This window comes from Pseudomonas sp. LBUM1641, assembly GCF_059716235.1.
The window spans coordinates 1,525,834-1,542,153 of record NZ_CP166815.1; the positions used below are offsets into that span (position 1 = coordinate 1,525,834).

At 62.5% G+C, this 16,320-nt stretch carries 14 protein-coding genes and 1 pseudogene; 13 read left to right on the forward strand and 2 right to left on the reverse strand.

Annotation, left to right across the window (positions count from 1 at the left end):
* The first annotated feature begins 211 nt into the window (after nucleotides 1–211).
* The 8 genes from ACA046_RS06880 (at nucleotide 212) to ACA046_RS06915 (ending at nucleotide 8,631) form a co-directional block, all read left to right on the forward strand.
* The gene (locus tag ACA046_RS06880; RefSeq protein WP_497676157.1) at nucleotides 212–1,291 is read left to right on the forward strand and encodes a serine hydrolase domain-containing protein; all 1,080 of its coding nucleotides are present in this window, start codon (nucleotides 212–214) and stop codon (nucleotides 1,289–1,291) included.
* A complete protein-coding gene (locus ACA046_RS06885; protein ID WP_459026609.1) occupies nucleotides 1,288–1,602 on the forward strand; it encodes an amidase in 315 nt (104 codons plus the stop codon). The genes ACA046_RS06880 and ACA046_RS06885 overlap by 4 nt, the downstream gene beginning before the upstream one ends.
* A 309-nt stretch (nucleotides 1,603–1,911) precedes the next feature.
* Nucleotides 1,912–3,087, forward strand: a complete 1,176-nt coding sequence (locus ACA046_RS06890; protein WP_497676158.1) for a M20 aminoacylase family protein — start codon at nucleotides 1,912–1,914, stop codon at nucleotides 3,085–3,087.
* A 58-nt stretch (nucleotides 3,088–3,145) separates the two neighbouring features.
* Nucleotides 3,146–4,456 carry a citrate-proton symporter gene (locus tag ACA046_RS06895; protein WP_497676159.1) on the forward strand — a complete coding sequence of 437 codons (1,311 nt, stop codon included), beginning with the start codon at nucleotides 3,146–3,148 and terminating at the stop codon, nucleotides 4,454–4,456.
* Entirely contained in the window at nucleotides 4,453–5,895 is a 1,443-nt protein-coding gene (locus ACA046_RS06900; protein WP_497676160.1) for an amidase, read from the forward strand. The genes ACA046_RS06895 and ACA046_RS06900 overlap by 4 nt, the downstream gene beginning before the upstream one ends.
* A 64-nt stretch (nucleotides 5,896–5,959) precedes the next feature.
* A complete protein-coding gene (locus ACA046_RS06905) occupies nucleotides 5,960–6,730 on the forward strand; it encodes a helix-turn-helix domain-containing protein (RefSeq protein WP_497676161.1) in 771 nt (256 codons plus the stop codon).
* 160 nt (nucleotides 6,731–6,890) lie between these two features.
* Nucleotides 6,891–7,472 carry a YceI family protein gene (locus ACA046_RS06910; protein WP_459026617.1) on the forward strand — a complete coding sequence of 194 codons (582 nt, stop codon included), beginning with the start codon at nucleotides 6,891–6,893 and terminating at the stop codon, nucleotides 7,470–7,472.
* A 1-nt stretch (nucleotide 7,473) separates the two neighbouring features.
* The gene (locus ACA046_RS06915; RefSeq protein WP_459026619.1) at nucleotides 7,474–8,631 is read left to right on the forward strand and encodes a phospholipase D-like domain-containing protein; all 1,158 of its coding nucleotides are present in this window, start codon (nucleotides 7,474–7,476) and stop codon (nucleotides 8,629–8,631) included.
* Between the two features lie 127 nt (nucleotides 8,632–8,758).
* Here ACA046_RS06915 and bglX read toward each other — a convergent pair whose 3' ends face one another.
* The gene (bglX, locus tag ACA046_RS06920) at nucleotides 8,759–11,050 is read right to left on the reverse strand and encodes a beta-glucosidase BglX (protein WP_497676162.1); all 2,292 of its coding nucleotides are present in this window, start codon (nucleotides 11,048–11,050) and stop codon (nucleotides 8,759–8,761) included.
* A gap of 214 nt (nucleotides 11,051–11,264) precedes the next feature.
* Between bglX and ACA046_RS06925 the strand changes: the two genes are divergently transcribed.
* Genes ACA046_RS06925 through ACA046_RS06940 form a run of 4 tightly spaced genes read left to right on the forward strand, consistent with a single transcriptional unit; the run spans nucleotide 11,265 to nucleotide 14,503 of the window.
* Complete coding sequence (locus ACA046_RS06925; protein ID WP_003209150.1) at nucleotides 11,265–11,873, forward strand: LemA family protein; 609 nt, start codon at nucleotides 11,265–11,267, stop codon at nucleotides 11,871–11,873.
* A complete protein-coding gene (locus tag ACA046_RS06930) occupies nucleotides 11,873–12,598 on the forward strand; it encodes a TPM domain-containing protein (protein ID WP_497676163.1) in 726 nt (241 codons plus the stop codon). Before ACA046_RS06925 ends, ACA046_RS06930 begins: the two co-directional genes overlap by 1 nt.
* A 28-nt stretch (nucleotides 12,599–12,626) precedes the next feature.
* Nucleotides 12,627–13,244: a TPM domain-containing protein gene (locus tag ACA046_RS06935; RefSeq protein WP_063032728.1), complete on the forward strand. Its 618-nt coding sequence runs from the start codon at nucleotides 12,627–12,629 to the stop codon at nucleotides 13,242–13,244.
* A gap of 41 nt (nucleotides 13,245–13,285) precedes the next feature.
* The gene (locus ACA046_RS06940; RefSeq protein WP_459026624.1) at nucleotides 13,286–14,503 is read left to right on the forward strand and encodes a class I SAM-dependent methyltransferase; all 1,218 of its coding nucleotides are present in this window, start codon (nucleotides 13,286–13,288) and stop codon (nucleotides 14,501–14,503) included.
* Nucleotides 14,504–14,515: 12 nt separating this feature from the next.
* On the opposite strand, the pseudogene ACA046_RS06945 reads toward ACA046_RS06940, so the two are convergent.
* Nucleotides 14,516–15,512: pseudogene (locus tag ACA046_RS06945) on the reverse strand (DMT family transporter).
* Between the two features lie 210 nt (nucleotides 15,513–15,722).
* Here ACA046_RS06945 and ACA046_RS06950 point away from each other — a divergent pair.
* Entirely contained in the window at nucleotides 15,723–16,304 is a 582-nt protein-coding gene (locus ACA046_RS06950; protein ID WP_459026626.1) for a DJ-1/PfpI family protein, read from the forward strand.
* Nucleotides 16,305–16,320: the final 16 nt, after the last annotated feature.

Genomic DNA, 16,320 nt, shown 5'->3' on the forward strand with positions numbered 1-16,320 from the left:
GAGGGCACACCGAGCCTAGGCGAGGTGCCGAGTGGTGGGGCAAGAGCGTTTTGCTTACTTTTGCGCTGTTCAAAAGTGAGCCGCTGTAAGAGCGGAACCCATATCAGCCATCACCCCAATAACGGATATGTACTCACCCCAGGGCCCGTAACAAAACCGTCATCCCCCTGGGCTAGCCTCGCGGGCTTGAATGCCCTGAGTCTCAAAGTCCATGTTCAAAGGCCTGCTCTACGCCGCGCTGCTGTTCACCCTGACGGCCCACGCCGAAACCTGGCCGTCCAAAGACTGGTCCCAAGGCCAGCAACTAACCGGCCCGGCCACGCAGGCCCTGGATGACTACGCGTTCCCACCCCGCGACGACACCACCCGCAAAGGCATCCGCACCGATGCCCTGCTGGTCATCCGCGACGGCCAAATCATCTACGAACGCTACGCCGCCCCCACCACCGCCAATACCCCGCACCTCACCTGGTCCATCAGCAAAAGCCTGATGGCCACCGTACTCGGCGTGGCATTCGGCGAAAACCGCTTCAAACTCTCCGACCCCGCCGCACGCTTTTACCCACCCATGAAACAACACCCCAGCGTGACCATGGCCGATCTCCTGCACTGGGCCTCAGGCCTCGACTGGCAGGAAGACTACGAATTCGCTCCACTGAAATCCTCGGTGGTCGCAATGCTCTATACTCGCGGCCGCCACGACATGGCCGAATTCACCGCCGACACCGCCACCTTCAGCCCCCCCGGCCAGGCCTTCCGCTATTCCAGCGGCGATAGCAATATTTTGTCCGCCACCCTCAAAGGCATGCTCGGCCACAAGGCCTACGTCGACTACCCATGGACCGCCCTGTTCCAGCCACTGGGTATTCGCAACGCCACCTGGGAAAGCGACGCCGACGAAACCTTCGTCGCGTCCTCATACGCCTACCTCACCGCCCGCGACCTGGCGCGCGTAGGCCTTCTGATGCAGCGTGATGGCCGCTGGGGCGATCGCCAACTGCTGCCCAAAGAGTGGGTCACGTTCAACCGCCAACCCTTCGACCGCTACAAGCCCGGCCAGGACGAAGCCGTCCCCGGCGGCCAATGGTGGCTCAACCGCGAAGTGCAAGGCGCCGCCAAACCCTGGCCAGACGCGCCCGCCGACACCTTCGCCGCCCTCGGCCATTGGGGCCAGGCGCTCTACGTGATGCCCGATGAACACCTGGTGATCGTGCGCTACGGCGACGACCGAGACGGTAGTTATCGCCACAATGAACTCCTCAAACGCGTCCTCGCGGCGGTGCAACCATGATCCGCCGTCGTCCCTTTACCAGCCTGTTGATCCTGCTGGTACTCGTGTTGCTCGGCTGGGTCTGGCACGAGCGGGTCAACCTGCAAGCCTTCCCTGACATCATTGCCGCCTACACCGCCAAGGAGTACTGCTCCTGCCGGTACGTGGAAGGCAATCCCGCTGATTATTGCGCGGGTTATGTGAAGCAATACGTGCCCACCAGCGCCTTCACCGACAACCCGGAAAAACACCGGGTGACCGCCAGCGGCCTGGGCCGCACCCACAGTGCCCAATGGCTGGGCCAACGCGAGGGGTGCCGACTCACACCCTGATACGCGGATTTACAGGCTGTCGCGCTTTCTGTGGCAAGGGGGCTTGTCCCCCGTGGGGTTGCGCAGCGGCCCAAAAACCTGTCGCCGCGTCTTACCTGAAAAAGTGAGTCGCTTTGATGGGGGCTGCTTCGCAGCCCAACGGGGGGCAAGCCCCCTCGCCACAAGGGGCTCACCGGCTGCAGGTCTAATGCTCCGTGCTGAGGTTCCACAGGGTGGAACCACCTTTGATTGTCCTCCTGCGCACATCGCGGTTATCTGGCGGTGTGCAACGAAAAAGAACGGGAACACCCGCCTGCGAGGAGAATCACCATGAGCCCACACCAGCACATCCTGGATTGGCTGAGCGATGTCGCCAGCGACCTGCATGCCGTGCGTCAGGACATTCACGCCCACCCCGAACTGGGCTTTGAAGAAAACCGCACTTCCGCCCTCGTGGCGCAATCTCTCAGAAGCTGGGGCTATGAAGTCCACACCGGCATCGGCCAGACCGGCGTGGTCGGCGTGCTGCGCAATGGCAGCAGCGCGCGCAAGCTGGGGATTCGCGCCGACATGGATGCTTTGCCGATTATCGAAAACACCGGTGCCACCTACAGCAGCCAACACGCCGGCTGCATGCACGCCTGCGGCCATGACGGCCACACCACCATGCTGCTGGGCGCCGCCCGTTACCTGGCCGCGACCCGGCAGTTCGACGGCACCCTGAACTTGATTTTCCAGCCCGCCGAAGAAGGCCAGGGCGGCGCCGAGGCCATGCTCGCCGACGGCTTGCTGGAGCGCTTTCCCTGCGATGCACTGTTCGGCATGCACAACATGCCGGGCTTGCCCGCCGACCATCTGGGCCTGCGGGTCGGGCCGATGATGGCCTCCCAGGACCTGCTTACCGTGACCCTCGAAGGTGTCGGCGGCCATGGCTCCATGCCGCACCTGACGGTGGACCCGCTGGTGGCCGCCGCCAGTATGGTCATGGCGTTGCAGACCGTGGTTGCGCGCAATATCAATGCCCAGGAAGCCGCCGTGGTGACTGTCGGTGCGCTGCAAGCGGGCCAGGCGGCCAACGTGATTCCCCAACAAGCACTGTTGCGCCTGAGCCTGCGTGCCCTGGATGCGAGCGTGCGCGAACTGATGCTGGAGCGGGTCAAGGCGATCATCCTGACCCAGGCCGCGAGTTTCGGCTGCACCGCGCAGATCGAACATCGGCCGGCCTATCCGGTGCTGGTCAACCATCCCGAAGAAACCGAATTCGCTCGCCAGGTCGGTGTCGCCTTGCTCGGCGAAGATGCTGTCGATGGCAACACCAACAAGCTGATGGGCAGCGAAGACTTCGCCTGGATGCTGCAACGCTGCCCCGGCAGCTACCTGTTTATCGGCAACGGCGTCTCGCGGCCGATGGTTCACAACCCCGCCTATGACTTCAACGACGACATCCTGTTGACCGGCGCCGCCTATTGGGGCGCGCTGGCCGAGAGCTGGCTCAAGCCCGCCTGACGACCTCTCTTTTTCTGCCGCTGAACCCTTTCCCAACAGGTTGAATGGAGTGTTCCTCATGCAGACTGCAAAACAGGGCGTATCCCGCACCCGCCAGGTGGTCGCGGCGGTGATCGGCAATGCGCTCGAATGGTATGACTTCATCGTCTACGGCTTTCTCGCCAGCATCATCGCCCGGCAGTTTTTCCCGTCGGAGGATGAATACGCCTCGCTGCTGATGGCCTTGGCCACGTTTGGCGTCGGCTTCTTCATGCGCCCGGTGGGTGGAATTTTGCTGGGCATGTATTCGGACCGCAAAGGCCGCAAGGCTGCGATGCAACTGATCATCCGGTTGATGACCATTTCCATCGCGCTGATCGCTTTCGCCCCCAGCTACGCCGCCATCGGCATGGGCGCGCCGATGCTGATCGTGGTCGCGCGCATGCTCCAGGGCTTTGCCACCGGCGGCGAATACGCCAGTGCCACGGCGTTCCTGGTGGAAAGCGCGCCGGCCCATCGCAAGGGGTTGTACGGTTCGTGGCAGTTGGTGGGGCAGTGCCTGGCGGTGTTCGGCGGCGCGGCGATGGTGGCGTTGGTGACGCACTTTTTCGAGCCGCATACCCTCGAGGTCTGGGGCTGGCGCCTGCCGTTCATCTTTGGCTTGCTGATCGGTCCGGTGGGTTTGTGGATGCGCCGGCACATGGAAGATCCCGAGGAATTTATCGAGGCGCGCAAACAGGCCAAGGGTGCGGCACCGAGCTTGATGGACGTTATCCGCGATCACCGCCGCAGCATCCTGGTATCGATGGGCCTGGCGTGTGGGGCAACGGTGTCGTTCTACGTGGTGCTGGTGAATATGCCGACCTTCGCCCACAAGAACCTCGGCCTGCCGCTGGACCAGGTGTTGATGGTGCAGATGTTCGCGGTGGCGCTGATGACCGTGGTGATTCCGCTGTCCGGCCTGTTGTCGGATCGGCTGGGTCGGCGCCCGGTATTGATGGCGTTCACCCTGGCGTTTTTCGTGATGGTGTACCCGCTGTATGTGTGGGTCGCCACGGCGCCGTCCATCGAGCGTTTGCTGGTGATGCAGGTGATGCTGTGCACCGCCATCGGCGGCTTTTTCGGCCCGGCGCCGACGGCCCTGGCCGAGCAGTTTCCCATCGAGGTACGTTCCACTGGCGTGTCGGTGGCCTACAACGTGGCGGTGATGGTGTTCGGGGGCTTTGCGCCGCTGATCGTCACCTGGCTGAGCAAGGTGTTGGGCACGCCGGTAGCCCCGGCATTTTATGTGCTGTTCGCTTGCGTCCTGACGCTGCTGGGCACTTACTGCATGCATGAGGCGCCACGGGCGAAACGACCGGCGCCGTTTTCCAGCGAGGTGAAACCTTGAGTATTGTTGAACTGGATGCCATCGAACTGTCACGGGCGATCCACGCGCGGCAGGTGTCTTGCCATGAGGTGATGCAGGCGTATCTGGCCCAGGTTGAACGCTTCAACCCGACGATGAATGCGCTGGTCTCGCTGCGCTCCCATGAGGACGTGCTGGCCGAAGCGGCGCAGCGTGATCGCGAGTTGGATCAAGGCCAATCCCGTGGCTGGATGCACGGCATGCCCCAGGCGATAAAGGACCTGGCGGCGACACAGGGCCTGCGCACCACCCTGGGTTCGCCGCTGTTCGCCGAGCATATTCCTCAAGAAGATGCGATCAGCGTGGCGCGGGTTCGGGCCAGTGGCGCGGTTATCATCGGCAAGACCAACGTACCGGAATTCGGCCTGGGCTCGCAGACCTACAACAGCGTGTTCGGCACCACCGGCAATGCCTATGACCCGCGCCTCGTGGCCGGTGGCAGCAGCGGCGGCGCGGCAGTGGCGCTGGCGTTGCGCATGCTGCCGGTGGCCGATGGCAGCGACATGATGGGTTCGCTGCGAAACCCGGCGGCGTTCAATAACGTATTTGGCCTGCGCCCGTCCCAGGGCCGGGTGCCTCACGGGCCGGCGCCGGAGCTGTTCGTCCAGCAACTGGCCACGGAAGGCCCAATGGGTCGCAGCGTGGCGGATGTGGCGCAGTTGCTGAGTGTGCAGGCGGGGTACGACCCTCGGGTGCCGATGTCGCTCAAGGCGGATCCGGCGGTGTTGGGTGAGCCGTTGCAGCGCGACTTCAAGGGCGTGCGCCTCGGCTGGCTGGGGGATTACAACGGTTATCTGCCGATGGAAGACGGCGTGATGAGCCTGTGCGAATCGGCCCTCAAGGACTTCGCTGCGCTGGGGTGCGAAGTCGAGAACTGCCAACCGGATTTCTCCCTGGAGCGCCTGTGGCAGACCTGGCTGGTGCACCGCCATTGGCTGATCCAGGGCTCCCTCGGCGCGGCCTACGCCGACCCGCAAAAACGCGCGTTGCTCAAGCCCGAAGCCCAATGGGAAGTGCAGGGTGGTTTGCAGTTGAGTGCGGCGGACGTCTACCAGGCGTCGGTCAGTCGCAGCGACTGGTACCGCGCCCTCGGCAAGCTGTTCGAACGTTACGATTTCCTGTTGCTGCCCACCGCCCAAGTGTTCCCTTTCGATGCACAACAACCTTGGCCGCGCCTCGTCGCAGGGCGTGAGATGGACACCTACCACCGCTGGATGGAAGTGGTGATCGGCCCCACGCTGGCCGGTCTGCCGAGCATGAGCGTGCCGGTGGGTTTCAACCCCCAGGGCTTGCCCATGGGCCTGCAAATCATCGGCCCGGCCCAGGCGGACAGGGCGGTGTTGCAACTGGCGTACGCGCACGAACAGCTGACTCGCTGGGTGCAGCGGCGGCCGCCCGCTTGCCTCTCGCCGACCGGCTGAGTCGCGACAGGCCTGTATCTTGCTGTGAAATCAGATCATCCATCGGCATCAAGGAGATCGACACATGGGCAGCGACGCCGAGACGGGAACCGTACGCTCAGTGGGGCGCGCACTGGCGATCATTGAATTGCTCAGCGAGCATCAGGCGCTGGGGCTGGAAGAGTTGCACTACCTGACTCACCTGCCCAAGGCCACCGTCTCGCGGATGCTGCTGACCTTGCAGGAACAGGGCTGGATCTACCGTGGCCTCAGCGACCGCCGTTACCGCCTGCGGGCCCGGCGCCTGTTCGGTGATACCCAGCAACGTTTCAAGCGCCAGTTGGTGGAAAGCGCTGCGCCGTGGCTGCTGGACCTCAGCGAGCGCACCGGCCTAGTGGTGGACTTGTCGAGCTTCGACGGCGAACGCCTGGAAGTGATGGAAAGCGCGATTCCCACGGTGTTGCGCAAGCTCTACCCGAACAACTGCCAGATCGTCGGCCAACACGCCAGCCTGTTTCACTCGGCCATGGGCAAGGCGTGCCTGTCGCAATTGTCGGCGGATGAAGTACAGCGCCTGGCCGGCCGTGAGCGAGTGGCGGAGGACGATCAATACCGGGCGTGTGAACAATCCCAGCACCAGGGTTTCGGGCAGCGCACCGAAGGCTACTGGGAATACCCGGTGCGCCTGCCGTTCCTGATTCGCGCAGTGGCTTTGCCAGTGCGGGCCAACGGGCGGTTGGTAGGCAGCATGGCGCTGCATTGGCCGATGGATCAGGCACCGGTGGAACGAGTGCTGAGCCTGCACCTGGCCAGCCTGGAATCGACCATTCGCGATGTGCAGCAGGCGTTGGCCTGACCACCGTTCCCCTGTAGGAGCGAGCTTGCTCGCGAAGAACTCACAGGCACCGCGTTCATTCAGAATGCCCGCGTCATCGTTGGCAACCTTCGCGAGCAAGCTCGCTCCTACAGGAGGTCTTTGTTACTGTTCGCCCAGGTTTTTTGCCCCAAGAGTCTTTATGTCCCTGCTCAAACCCCTGGCCTTCCTGTTGCTGGCCGCTGCCGCCGTGCCTGCCCACGCCGACTGGTACCTGGACAACGAGTCCTCGCGCCTGTCGTTCGTCACCACCAAAAACACCGACATCGCCGAAGTGCAGCGCTTCCTGGTGCTGCACGGCAAGGTCGACAGCAAAGGCGCGGCGCAGTTGGAAGTCGAGCTGGAGTCGATCAACAGCGGTATTCCGCTGCGCGACGAGCGCATGCGCAATGAGCTGTTCGAGATCAAGACCTTCCCGGACGCGGTGATCAGCGCGCAGATCAACCTGCAACCGATCAACGACCTGGCCCCCGGTGCGCAATACGAGCTGCGCCTGCCGCTGTCGGTGACGCTGCACGGCAAGACCCAGACCTACAGCGCCGAGTTGCTGGCGACCCGTCTGGATGACCGGCGCTTTCAAGTGGTCACCCTGGAACCGTTGGTGGTGCACGCCGAGGATTTCGATTTGCTGCCGGGTGTGGCCGCGTTGCGCAAGGCCGCCGGGCTGTCGCAGATCAGCCTGTCGGTACCGGTGGGTGCGGTACTGATTTTCACGGCGCGCTGACATGAGCGGCGCAGTGTTCCCGTGGCGTAGCGCCAACCGTTTCGAGTTGATGATCGACGGTCCGAGTTTCTTTCCGCGCATGTTGGAAGCTATCGCCCAGGCCGAGCAGCAAGTCGCGCTGGAGCTGTATCTGGTGGAGGCGGGCGCGTGTGCCGAGGCGATGGTTCAGGCCTTGGTCGGGGCGGCCGAGCGTGGCGTGCGGGTGCGTTGCCTGTTCGATGACTATGGCAGCCTGGCGTTTACCCTGGGCCTGCGTCGACGGTTGATCGACGCCGGAGTGGACCTGCGTTTCTACAACCGCCTGAGCTGGCGCCGCTGGATGCGCAACCTCTACCGGGACCACCGCAAGCTGTTGCTGATCGACCAGACCTTCGCTGTGGTCGGCGGCACGGGTGTGACGGATGAATTCTGGACGCCCGGGGAAGACGCCGCCGACTGGCACGAAGTGATGGTGCAAGTCCGCGGCCCGTTGGTGCTGGATTGGCAGGCATTGTTTGATCGCCAATGGCTGGCCAACGACGATCGTAGAGCCTGGAAACCGGCCACGCATTTTGGCCTGCCACGCTTGCCCAAGGTGCCGGCGACAGGGCCGGGGCTGGGGCGTGTGGCCTATGCCGACGCTCGTCAGCATCGGGATATTCTGCAGTCACTGATCCGCGCGCTGAACAGCGGCCACCGGCGTATCTGGCTGGCCACCCCGTATTTCCTGCCGACCTGGGGCGTACGGCGAGCCTTGCGCCGGGCGGCGGGGCGCGGAGTAGATGTGCGCTTGCTGTTGACCGGGCCGCGTACCGATCACCCGTCAGTGCGGTATGCCGGGCACCGTTACTACCCGCGTCTGCTCAAGTCCGGGGTGCAGATCTTTGAATACCAGCCGTGCTTCCTGCACCTGAAAATGGTGTTGGTGGACGATTGGGTGAGTATCGGCTCGTGCAACTTCGACCACTGGAATCTGCGCTTCAACCTGGAGGCGAATCTTGAGGCGCTGGACCCGGAACTGACGTTGGCGGTAGCGGGGAGTTTCGAGAGGGATTTTGCCCAGAGCCAGGCGGTGAGCCTGGAGGCGTGGCGGTCGCGGCCATTGTGGCGACGGGTGAAGCAACGGGTGTGGGGGTGGATTGATCGGTTGGTGGTTAACCTGCTGGACCGAAGAGGTTAAGGACTACGCAGGTCACTGTAGGAGCGAGCTTGCTCGCGAAGAACTTGACGACGCCGCGTTCATTCAGAACGCCAACGTCATCGTTAACGACCTTCGCGAGCAAGCTCGCTCCTACAGGGGTGTGTATTTAGAGCAGTTCGAAGCTCTGCTGCTTCACATCCTGCGAATCCAACCCGATCTGCACATTGAACTCGCCCGGCTCAGCCGCGAACTTCAGTTGGGTGTTGTAGAACTTCAAGTCTTCCTCGGTGATGGTGAAGTGCACTGCGCGCTCTTCGCCAGCCTTGAGCATGATCTTCTGGAAGTTCTTCAATTCCTTCACCGGGCGGATCATCGAGCCGGCCACGTCCTGGATGTACAGCTGCACCACGGTTTCGCCATCGACCTTGCCGGTGTTTTTCACCACCACGGTGGCGTCGAGCTTGCCGGTCTTGTTCAGGGTGGTGGACGACAGCGCCATGTCCGACAGGCTGAAGCTGGTGTAGCTCAAGCCATAACCAAACGGAAACAGCGGCCCGGTGGTGTCATCGAAGTACTGCGAGGTGTAGTTGCCCGGCTTGCCCGGCGTGAACGGCCGGCCAATGCTCAGGTGGTTGTAGTAGGTCGGAATCTGCCCCACCGAACGCGGGAAGGTGATCGGCAGTTTGCCCGACGGGTTGTAGTTGCCGAACAGCACGTCAGCGATCGCGTTGCCGCCTTCGGTACCGGCGAACCAGGTTTCCAGGATCGCATCAGCCTGTTCGTTCTCTTCCACAATCGACAGCGGACGGCCGTTCATCAATACCAGCACCAGCGGTTTGCCGGTGGCTTTCAAGGCCTTGATCAGGTCGCGCTGGCTTTGCGGAATGTTCAGGTCGGTGCGGCTCGACGACTCGTGGGACATGCCACGGGATTCGCCCACGGCGGCAACCACTACGTCGGCGTCTTTGGCTGCCTTGACCGCTTCGTCGATCATCGCCTGGGACGAGCGTGGGTCATCCACCACTTCCGGGGCATCGAAGTTCAGGAAGTTGAGGTAGTCGACGACTTTCTTGTCATTGGTGATGTTGGCGCCACGGGCATAGATCACTTTGCCTTTTTCGCCGATCACGGCATTCATGCCGTCCAGCAGGGTCACCGATTGCGCAGGTTTACCGGCAGCAGCCCAGCTGCCCATCATGTCGATTGGCGCCTTGGACAGCGGGCCGACCAAGGCGATGGTCGCGCCCTTTTTCAGCGGCAGGGCGTTGTTCTGGTTTTTCAGCAGCACCAGGCTGCGGCGTGCCACGTCACGTGCGTCGGCGCGGTGCAGGCGGCTTTCGGCGTAGGTGTCGACCGGGTCATCCTCGGCCTTGCCGATGCGCAGGTACGGGTCGGCGAACAGGCCCATGTCGTACTTGGCGCCAAGCACTTCGCGCACGGCGTTGTCGATGTCGCTCTGTTCGATCTCGCCGGATTTCAGCAGGCCGGGCAATTCCTTGCCGTAAAGCGAGTCGTTCATGCTCATGTCGATGCCGGCCTTGATCGCCAGCTTGGCGGCTTCACGCCCGTCCTTGGCCACGCCGTGCTTGATCAGCTCGAAGATCGCGCCATGGTCGCTCACGGCCAGGCCCTTGAAGCCCCAGTCCTTGCGCAGCAAATCGTTCATCAGCCAGGTGTTGGCGGTGGCGGGTACGCCGTTGATCGAGTTCAGCGCAACCATCACGCCACCGGCACCGGCCTTGATCGCGGCGTGGTAGGGCGGCAGGTAGTCCTGGTACATCTTGACCGGGCTCATGTCGACCACGTTGTAGTCGCGACCGCCTTCCACCGCGCCATACAGGGCGAAGTGCTTGACGCTGGCCATGATGCTGTCGGCCTTGGCGGAGCTGGTGCCCTGGAAGGCCTTGACCATGACTTCGGCAATGCGCGAAGTCAGGTAGGTGTCTTCGCCAAAACCTTCGGAGGTACGGCCCCAGCGCGGGTCGCGGGAGATGTCGACCATCGGCGCAAAAGTGATGTCGAGGCTGTCGGCGGCGGCTTCCTGGGCGGCGACGCGCCCGGAGCGGCCGATGGCGTCCATGTCCCAGCTGGAGGCCAGGGCCAGGCTGATCGGGAAAATCGTGCGGTGGCCGTGGATCACGTCATAGGCGAAGAACATCGGGATCTTCAACCGGCTGCGCATGGCCGCGTCCTGCATCGGACGGTTTTCCGGGCGGGTGATGGAGTTGAAGGTGCCACCGATGCGACCGGCGGCGATTTCCTTGCGGATCAGCTCGCGGGGCATTTCAGGGCCGATGCTGATCAGGCGCAATTGGCCGATCTTTTCATCGAGGGTCATTTGCTTGAGCAGGTCACTGACGAAGGCGTCTTTGTCCTTGAGTACTGCGGGCTTTGTTTCGGCAAATACGGAATGAGTGGCCAAACTGACAACAAGGCCCAGCAAACACAGCTTCTTCATGAAAATCCTTTCTCGCAGCCTTGGGACCGGAGAGCGTCTATTGTTGTTCGGGTGTTGTTCAGATAAATGCAGCACACTTCTGAACTCTTATTGGCGCTGGGCATCTTTTAGCTGATTGGCTCGATGCAATCCAGTGGGTGGTGGCGGATTATGCCCTAAGCCCGTAGCTAACGCGTCAGTCGGTACATTTCATAGGTTTGGCAGGAGAAACACCATGCAAGCAGCACAAGGTTACCGTTGGGGCTGGAAGGCCGTGGCATTGATACTGGTGAGCACCGTGCTGAGCGGTTGCGGCATCAACAAGATCCCGACCCTGGACGAACAGGCCAAGGCGGCCTGGGCCCAGGTGCAGAACCAGTACCAGCGGCGCGCCGACCTGATCCCCAACCTGGTGGAAGTGGTCAAGGGCTATGCCGCCCATGAACAGGACACCCTGACCGCCGTGATCGAAGCGCGGGCCAAGGCCACTTCGATCCAGGTGGACGCCAGCACCCTCGACAATCCGGAAAAACTCAAGCAGTTCCAGCAAGCCCAGGACGGCTTGAGCGGTGCACTCAGCCGCTTGATGGTGGTGTCCGAGCGTTACCCGGACCTGAAGGCCAACCAGAACTTCCTGGCCCTGCAATCGCAGCTTGAAGGCACCGAAAACCGCATCGCGGTGGCCCGTCGCGACTTTATCCAGGCGGTACAGGCCTACAACACCGAGATTCGCACCTTCCCGGGCCGCCTGTGGCACAGCGTGATGTACAGCGACTTGCCGGTCCGCGCCAACTTCGAGGCCACCAGTGCCGATGCCGATAAAGCGCCGCAAGTGAAATTCTGATGGGCAAGCGCGCTTGGCTGCTGGCGGCGGTGCTGCTGGCCTTTAGCCTGACCGCCCAGGCCGCCCTTAACTTTCCGGCCCTGACCGGACGGGTGGTCGACAACGCCCAGATGATCGACCCGGCCGTGCGCGAGCAACTGACCCAGCAATTGCAGGCGCTGGAGCAGACCAGCGGTGACCAGATCGTGGTGGTCACCGTGCCGGACCTGCAAGGCGTGCCCATTGAAGACTTCGGTTATCAACTGGGCCGCGCGTGGGGCATCGGCCAGAAGGGCAAGGACAACGGCGCACTGCTGATCGTCGCCCGGGATGAGCACAAGATCCGTATCGAAGTGGGTTATGGCCTGGAAGGCGTACTCACCGATGCGCAGTCCTGGGTGATCATCAACCAGGTGATCGCCCCGGCATTCAAAGCGGGCAACTACAGCAAGGGCATCAGCGACGGCGTGGCGGCGATGCTGCAAGTGGTGGGCGGCGATCCGCTGGCGGTGCCGGCGCATGTGTCCGAGGCCAACTTCGCCAAGCAAAACCCGGGCATTTCCATTGGTCTGTTCATCCTGTTGCTGGCGGTGCTGTGGCTGTGCAATCGCATGGGCCTGCCCGTTGGCGCTATCCTGCTGGCGATTCTCAGCAGCAGCGGTCGCGGCGGCGGCGGCGGCGGCGGTGGTGGCTTCAGGGGCGGCGGCGGTGGTTTCGGTGGCGGTGGCGCCTCGGGCGGCTGGTAATGACAATAACGAGAGAGCATCAACAACCATGGCATTACTGAGTCAACACGAGCAACGCCAGGTCGCCGAGGCGATCGCCCGGGTCGAGCAACAAACCGACGCCGAACTGGTGACCGTGCTCGCGGCCCGTGCCGACGACTACGCCTACATCCCGCTGTTGTGGGCCAGCCTGTTGGCGCTGGTGGTGCCGGGGATCATTCACTATCTGTCGGGCTGGCTGACCATGTACACCTTGCTGCTGGCGCAGTGGGGCACGTTCGTCGTGCTGTGCCTGGTGTTCCGGTTGCCCAAGGTGACTACGCGGCTGATCCCGCGCTCGGTGCGCCACTGGCGCGCGTCCAACCTGGCGCGGCGGCAGTTTCTGGAGCAACACCTGCACCACACGCTGGGCAGTACCGGGGTGCTGATTTTTGTCAGTGAGGCGGAGCGGTATGTGGAAATCCTGGTGGACAAGGGCATTTCCAGTCGCCTGGATGACAGCAGTTGGGATGCGATCGTCAAGCAGTTCACCCAGCAGGTGAAGCAAGGCCAGACGTTGGCCGGGTTTATCAGCTGCATTGAAGCCTGCGGGGTGTTGCTCAAGGAGCATGTGCCGGTGACCCACGCGCGCAATGAGTTGCCGAATCGGTTGGTGGTGTTGGAGTAGTGTAAAATTCCCGGCATTCCCTGCCCGAGGCGTTTTTGTTCATGTCTGCCACCGCTAAACCTGCCAGCCCCGCGCCGGATCATCACGCGCAGTTCCTTGAACTGCTGAGCGCGAGCCTTGAGCAAAACGCCTTTATCAAGCTGGTGCTGGCCAAGTACGTTGGCACCGAGCCTGATCTTCAGAAGCTGATCATCAAGCAGTTGACCGTCAAGGATCAGCCTTGCCTGTCCTTCGTCTACCGCTACAAGACCCGCGACATCACCAAGAACTTCTCGCTGGAAGACGGCGTAGCGGCGATTGCCGAGCTGTTGCCGGCCTCGTTCAAGAACGCGCACCTGCTCTCGGTGACCGACGAAGCCCAGCTGGAATACAGCAAGAAGAACAAAAGCTCGCTGTTCAAAAGCAAGCCGCAACAACTGCGCGAGGCACCATCTGCCGAGCACAACCGCGAGAAAAATCGCTTCCTGGACCTGACGCGACCATTCCTCGCTGACCTTGGCGTGACCAACGCCAGGCACGAGCTGATCCCGGCGATGTCGCGCAAGTGGAAGCAGATCAACAAGTTCATCGAAGTGTTCAGCCATGCGCTGACCACGTCACCGCTGAAGCTGGACCAGCCGGTGCGCGTCGCGGACTTTGGTTCGGGCAAGGGCTACCTGACGTTTGCCATCCACGACTACCTGCGCAACACCCTCAACGCCGAGGGTGAAGTGACCGGTGTGGAACTGCGCGAAGACATGGTGACCCTGTGCAACAACGCCGCCGCCCGCCTGGACCACCCGGGGCTGGTGTTCAAGTGCGGTGATGTGCGCAGCGTCGCGCCCAGCGAACTGGACGTGATGATCGCCCTGCATGCCTGCGACATCGCCACCGACTACGCGATTCATACCGGTATCCGCTCCGGGGCGTCGATCATCATGTGCTCGCCGTGCTGCCATAAGCAGATTCGCCTGCAGATCCAGAGCCCGGCGCTGCTCAAGCCGATGCTGCAATACGGCCTGCACCTGGGCCAGCAGGCGGAAATGGTCACCGACAGCCTGCGTGCGTTGTTCCTCGAAGCCTGCGGCTATGAGACCAAGGTGTTTGAGTTCATCTCGTTGGAGCACACCAACAAGAACAAAATGATTCTTGCCGTGAAGCGTGCCGAGCCGGTGGATAACGCTCAGCTCCTGGTGAAGATCCAGGAGCTCAAGGCGTTCTACAACATTACCGAACATTGCCTGGAAACCCTGCTGCGGGCGGATGGTTTCCTGGCCTGAGTACGACGCAAATCAAAAATGTGGGAGCGGGCTTGCTCGCGAAAGCGGTGTGTCAGTCACCTGATGTATCAACTGATCCACCGCATTCGCGAGCAAGCCCGCTCCCACATTAGACTGCGCTGGGCTTGGGAGCTGGCGCAGGCTTCACACTGGTCTTGCGCCCCAACATCACCGTCACAATCACCCCGCAGGCAAACAGCCAGGTAATCGGCTCGATGTGCTCACCAAAAAACAGCGCGGAAAACGCGATGGTGAAAAAGATCTGCAACAGCTGAATCTGGCTGACCCGAGCGATGCCGCCCATGGCCAAGCCGGCGTACCACGCAAAGAACCCCAGGAACTGCGAAAACAGCGACACATAACCAAACGCCCACCAGGTGCGCATGGAAATCGCCCCTTCGTGTTGCAGTGCCAGGTACGCCACAGGCCCGATCAATACCGGCGTCGACAGCACCAGCGCCCAGCAGATCACCTGCCAGCCGCCCATCTCCTTGGCCAACCGGCCGCCTTCGGCGTAACCCAGGCCACCCACGGCAATCGCCCCGAGCATCAACAGGTCGCCTGCCTGGATGCTGCCGGCCCCGGTGATCAACGCATAACTCAGCACCAGCGCACTGCCCAGCGCCGCGCAGGCCCAGAACGCCTTTGATGGCCGCTCATGGGACAACCACGCGGCATACAGCGCTACGCACAGCGGCTGCAAACCGTTGACCAGCGCACCATGGGATGCGGGCAAGGTTTGCATGGCCCAGGCCGACAGCACCGGGAACCCCAGGATTACCCCGGCAATCACCAGCGTCAGCCCGCGCACCTGGCGCCAGGTGGGCCAGCGCTCGCGGCGCCACAGCAACAACGCCGCCGCCGGCACCGCCGCAAACAACGCCCGGCCCAGGCCATTGAGCAGCGGGTGGATTTCCTGCACCACGATACGGGTGAAGGGCAGGGTGAGGCTGAAGATGACGACGCCCAGCAGGCCGAGGGCCATGCCGGTATTTTCGCGGGAGCTCATGGAAGGAACCAGAATCGAATGGGCCGGAAGTGGACGTTCATCTAGCCACAAAGCCCCGTAAAGGCTCGGTTACAGCTGGGTGCAGATTGATCCGTACAGTTTCGTGTCGGCGTGATCCTCGATGTAGTAGCGGGCCATTACCCGGCTCATCGGCACAGGTCTATCTTGGCTACTCCTGTCTGCCCAACCGTTCAACCGGAGGAATGTTCCATGGCCGCGAAGAAAATCCTGATGCTGGTCGGCGATTACGTCGAAGACTATGAAGTGATGGTGCCGTTCCAGGCGCTGCTGATGGTGGGGCATACCGTGCACGCCGTGTGCCCGGACAAGTCCGCCGGCCAGACCGTACGCACGGCGATCCACGACTTCGAAGGCGACCAGACCTACAGCGAAAAGCCTGGGCACCTGTTTGCCCTGAACGCGGATTTTGCCAAGGTCGACGCTGCCGACTACGACGCGTTGCTGGTGCCTGGCGGCCGTGCGCCCGAGTACCTGCGCCTGAACGAGAAAGTCCTGCAACTGGTCAAGGCCTTCGATAAGGCCGGCAAGCCCATCGCTGCGGTATGCCATGGTGCGCAACTGCTGGCGGCTGCCGGGATTCTGGAAGGCCGTGAGTGCAGCGCTTACCCGGCGTGCGGGCCGGAAGTGCGATTGGCGGGTGGCACGTTCATCGATATCCCGGTGACCGACAGCCATGTTCAAGGCAATCTGGTGACGGCACCGGCGTGGCCGGCGCACCCAAGCTGGCTGGCGGGTTTCCTTGGCCTGCTGGGCACCCAAATCATCCTGTAAAGCGGAGGTCATCACC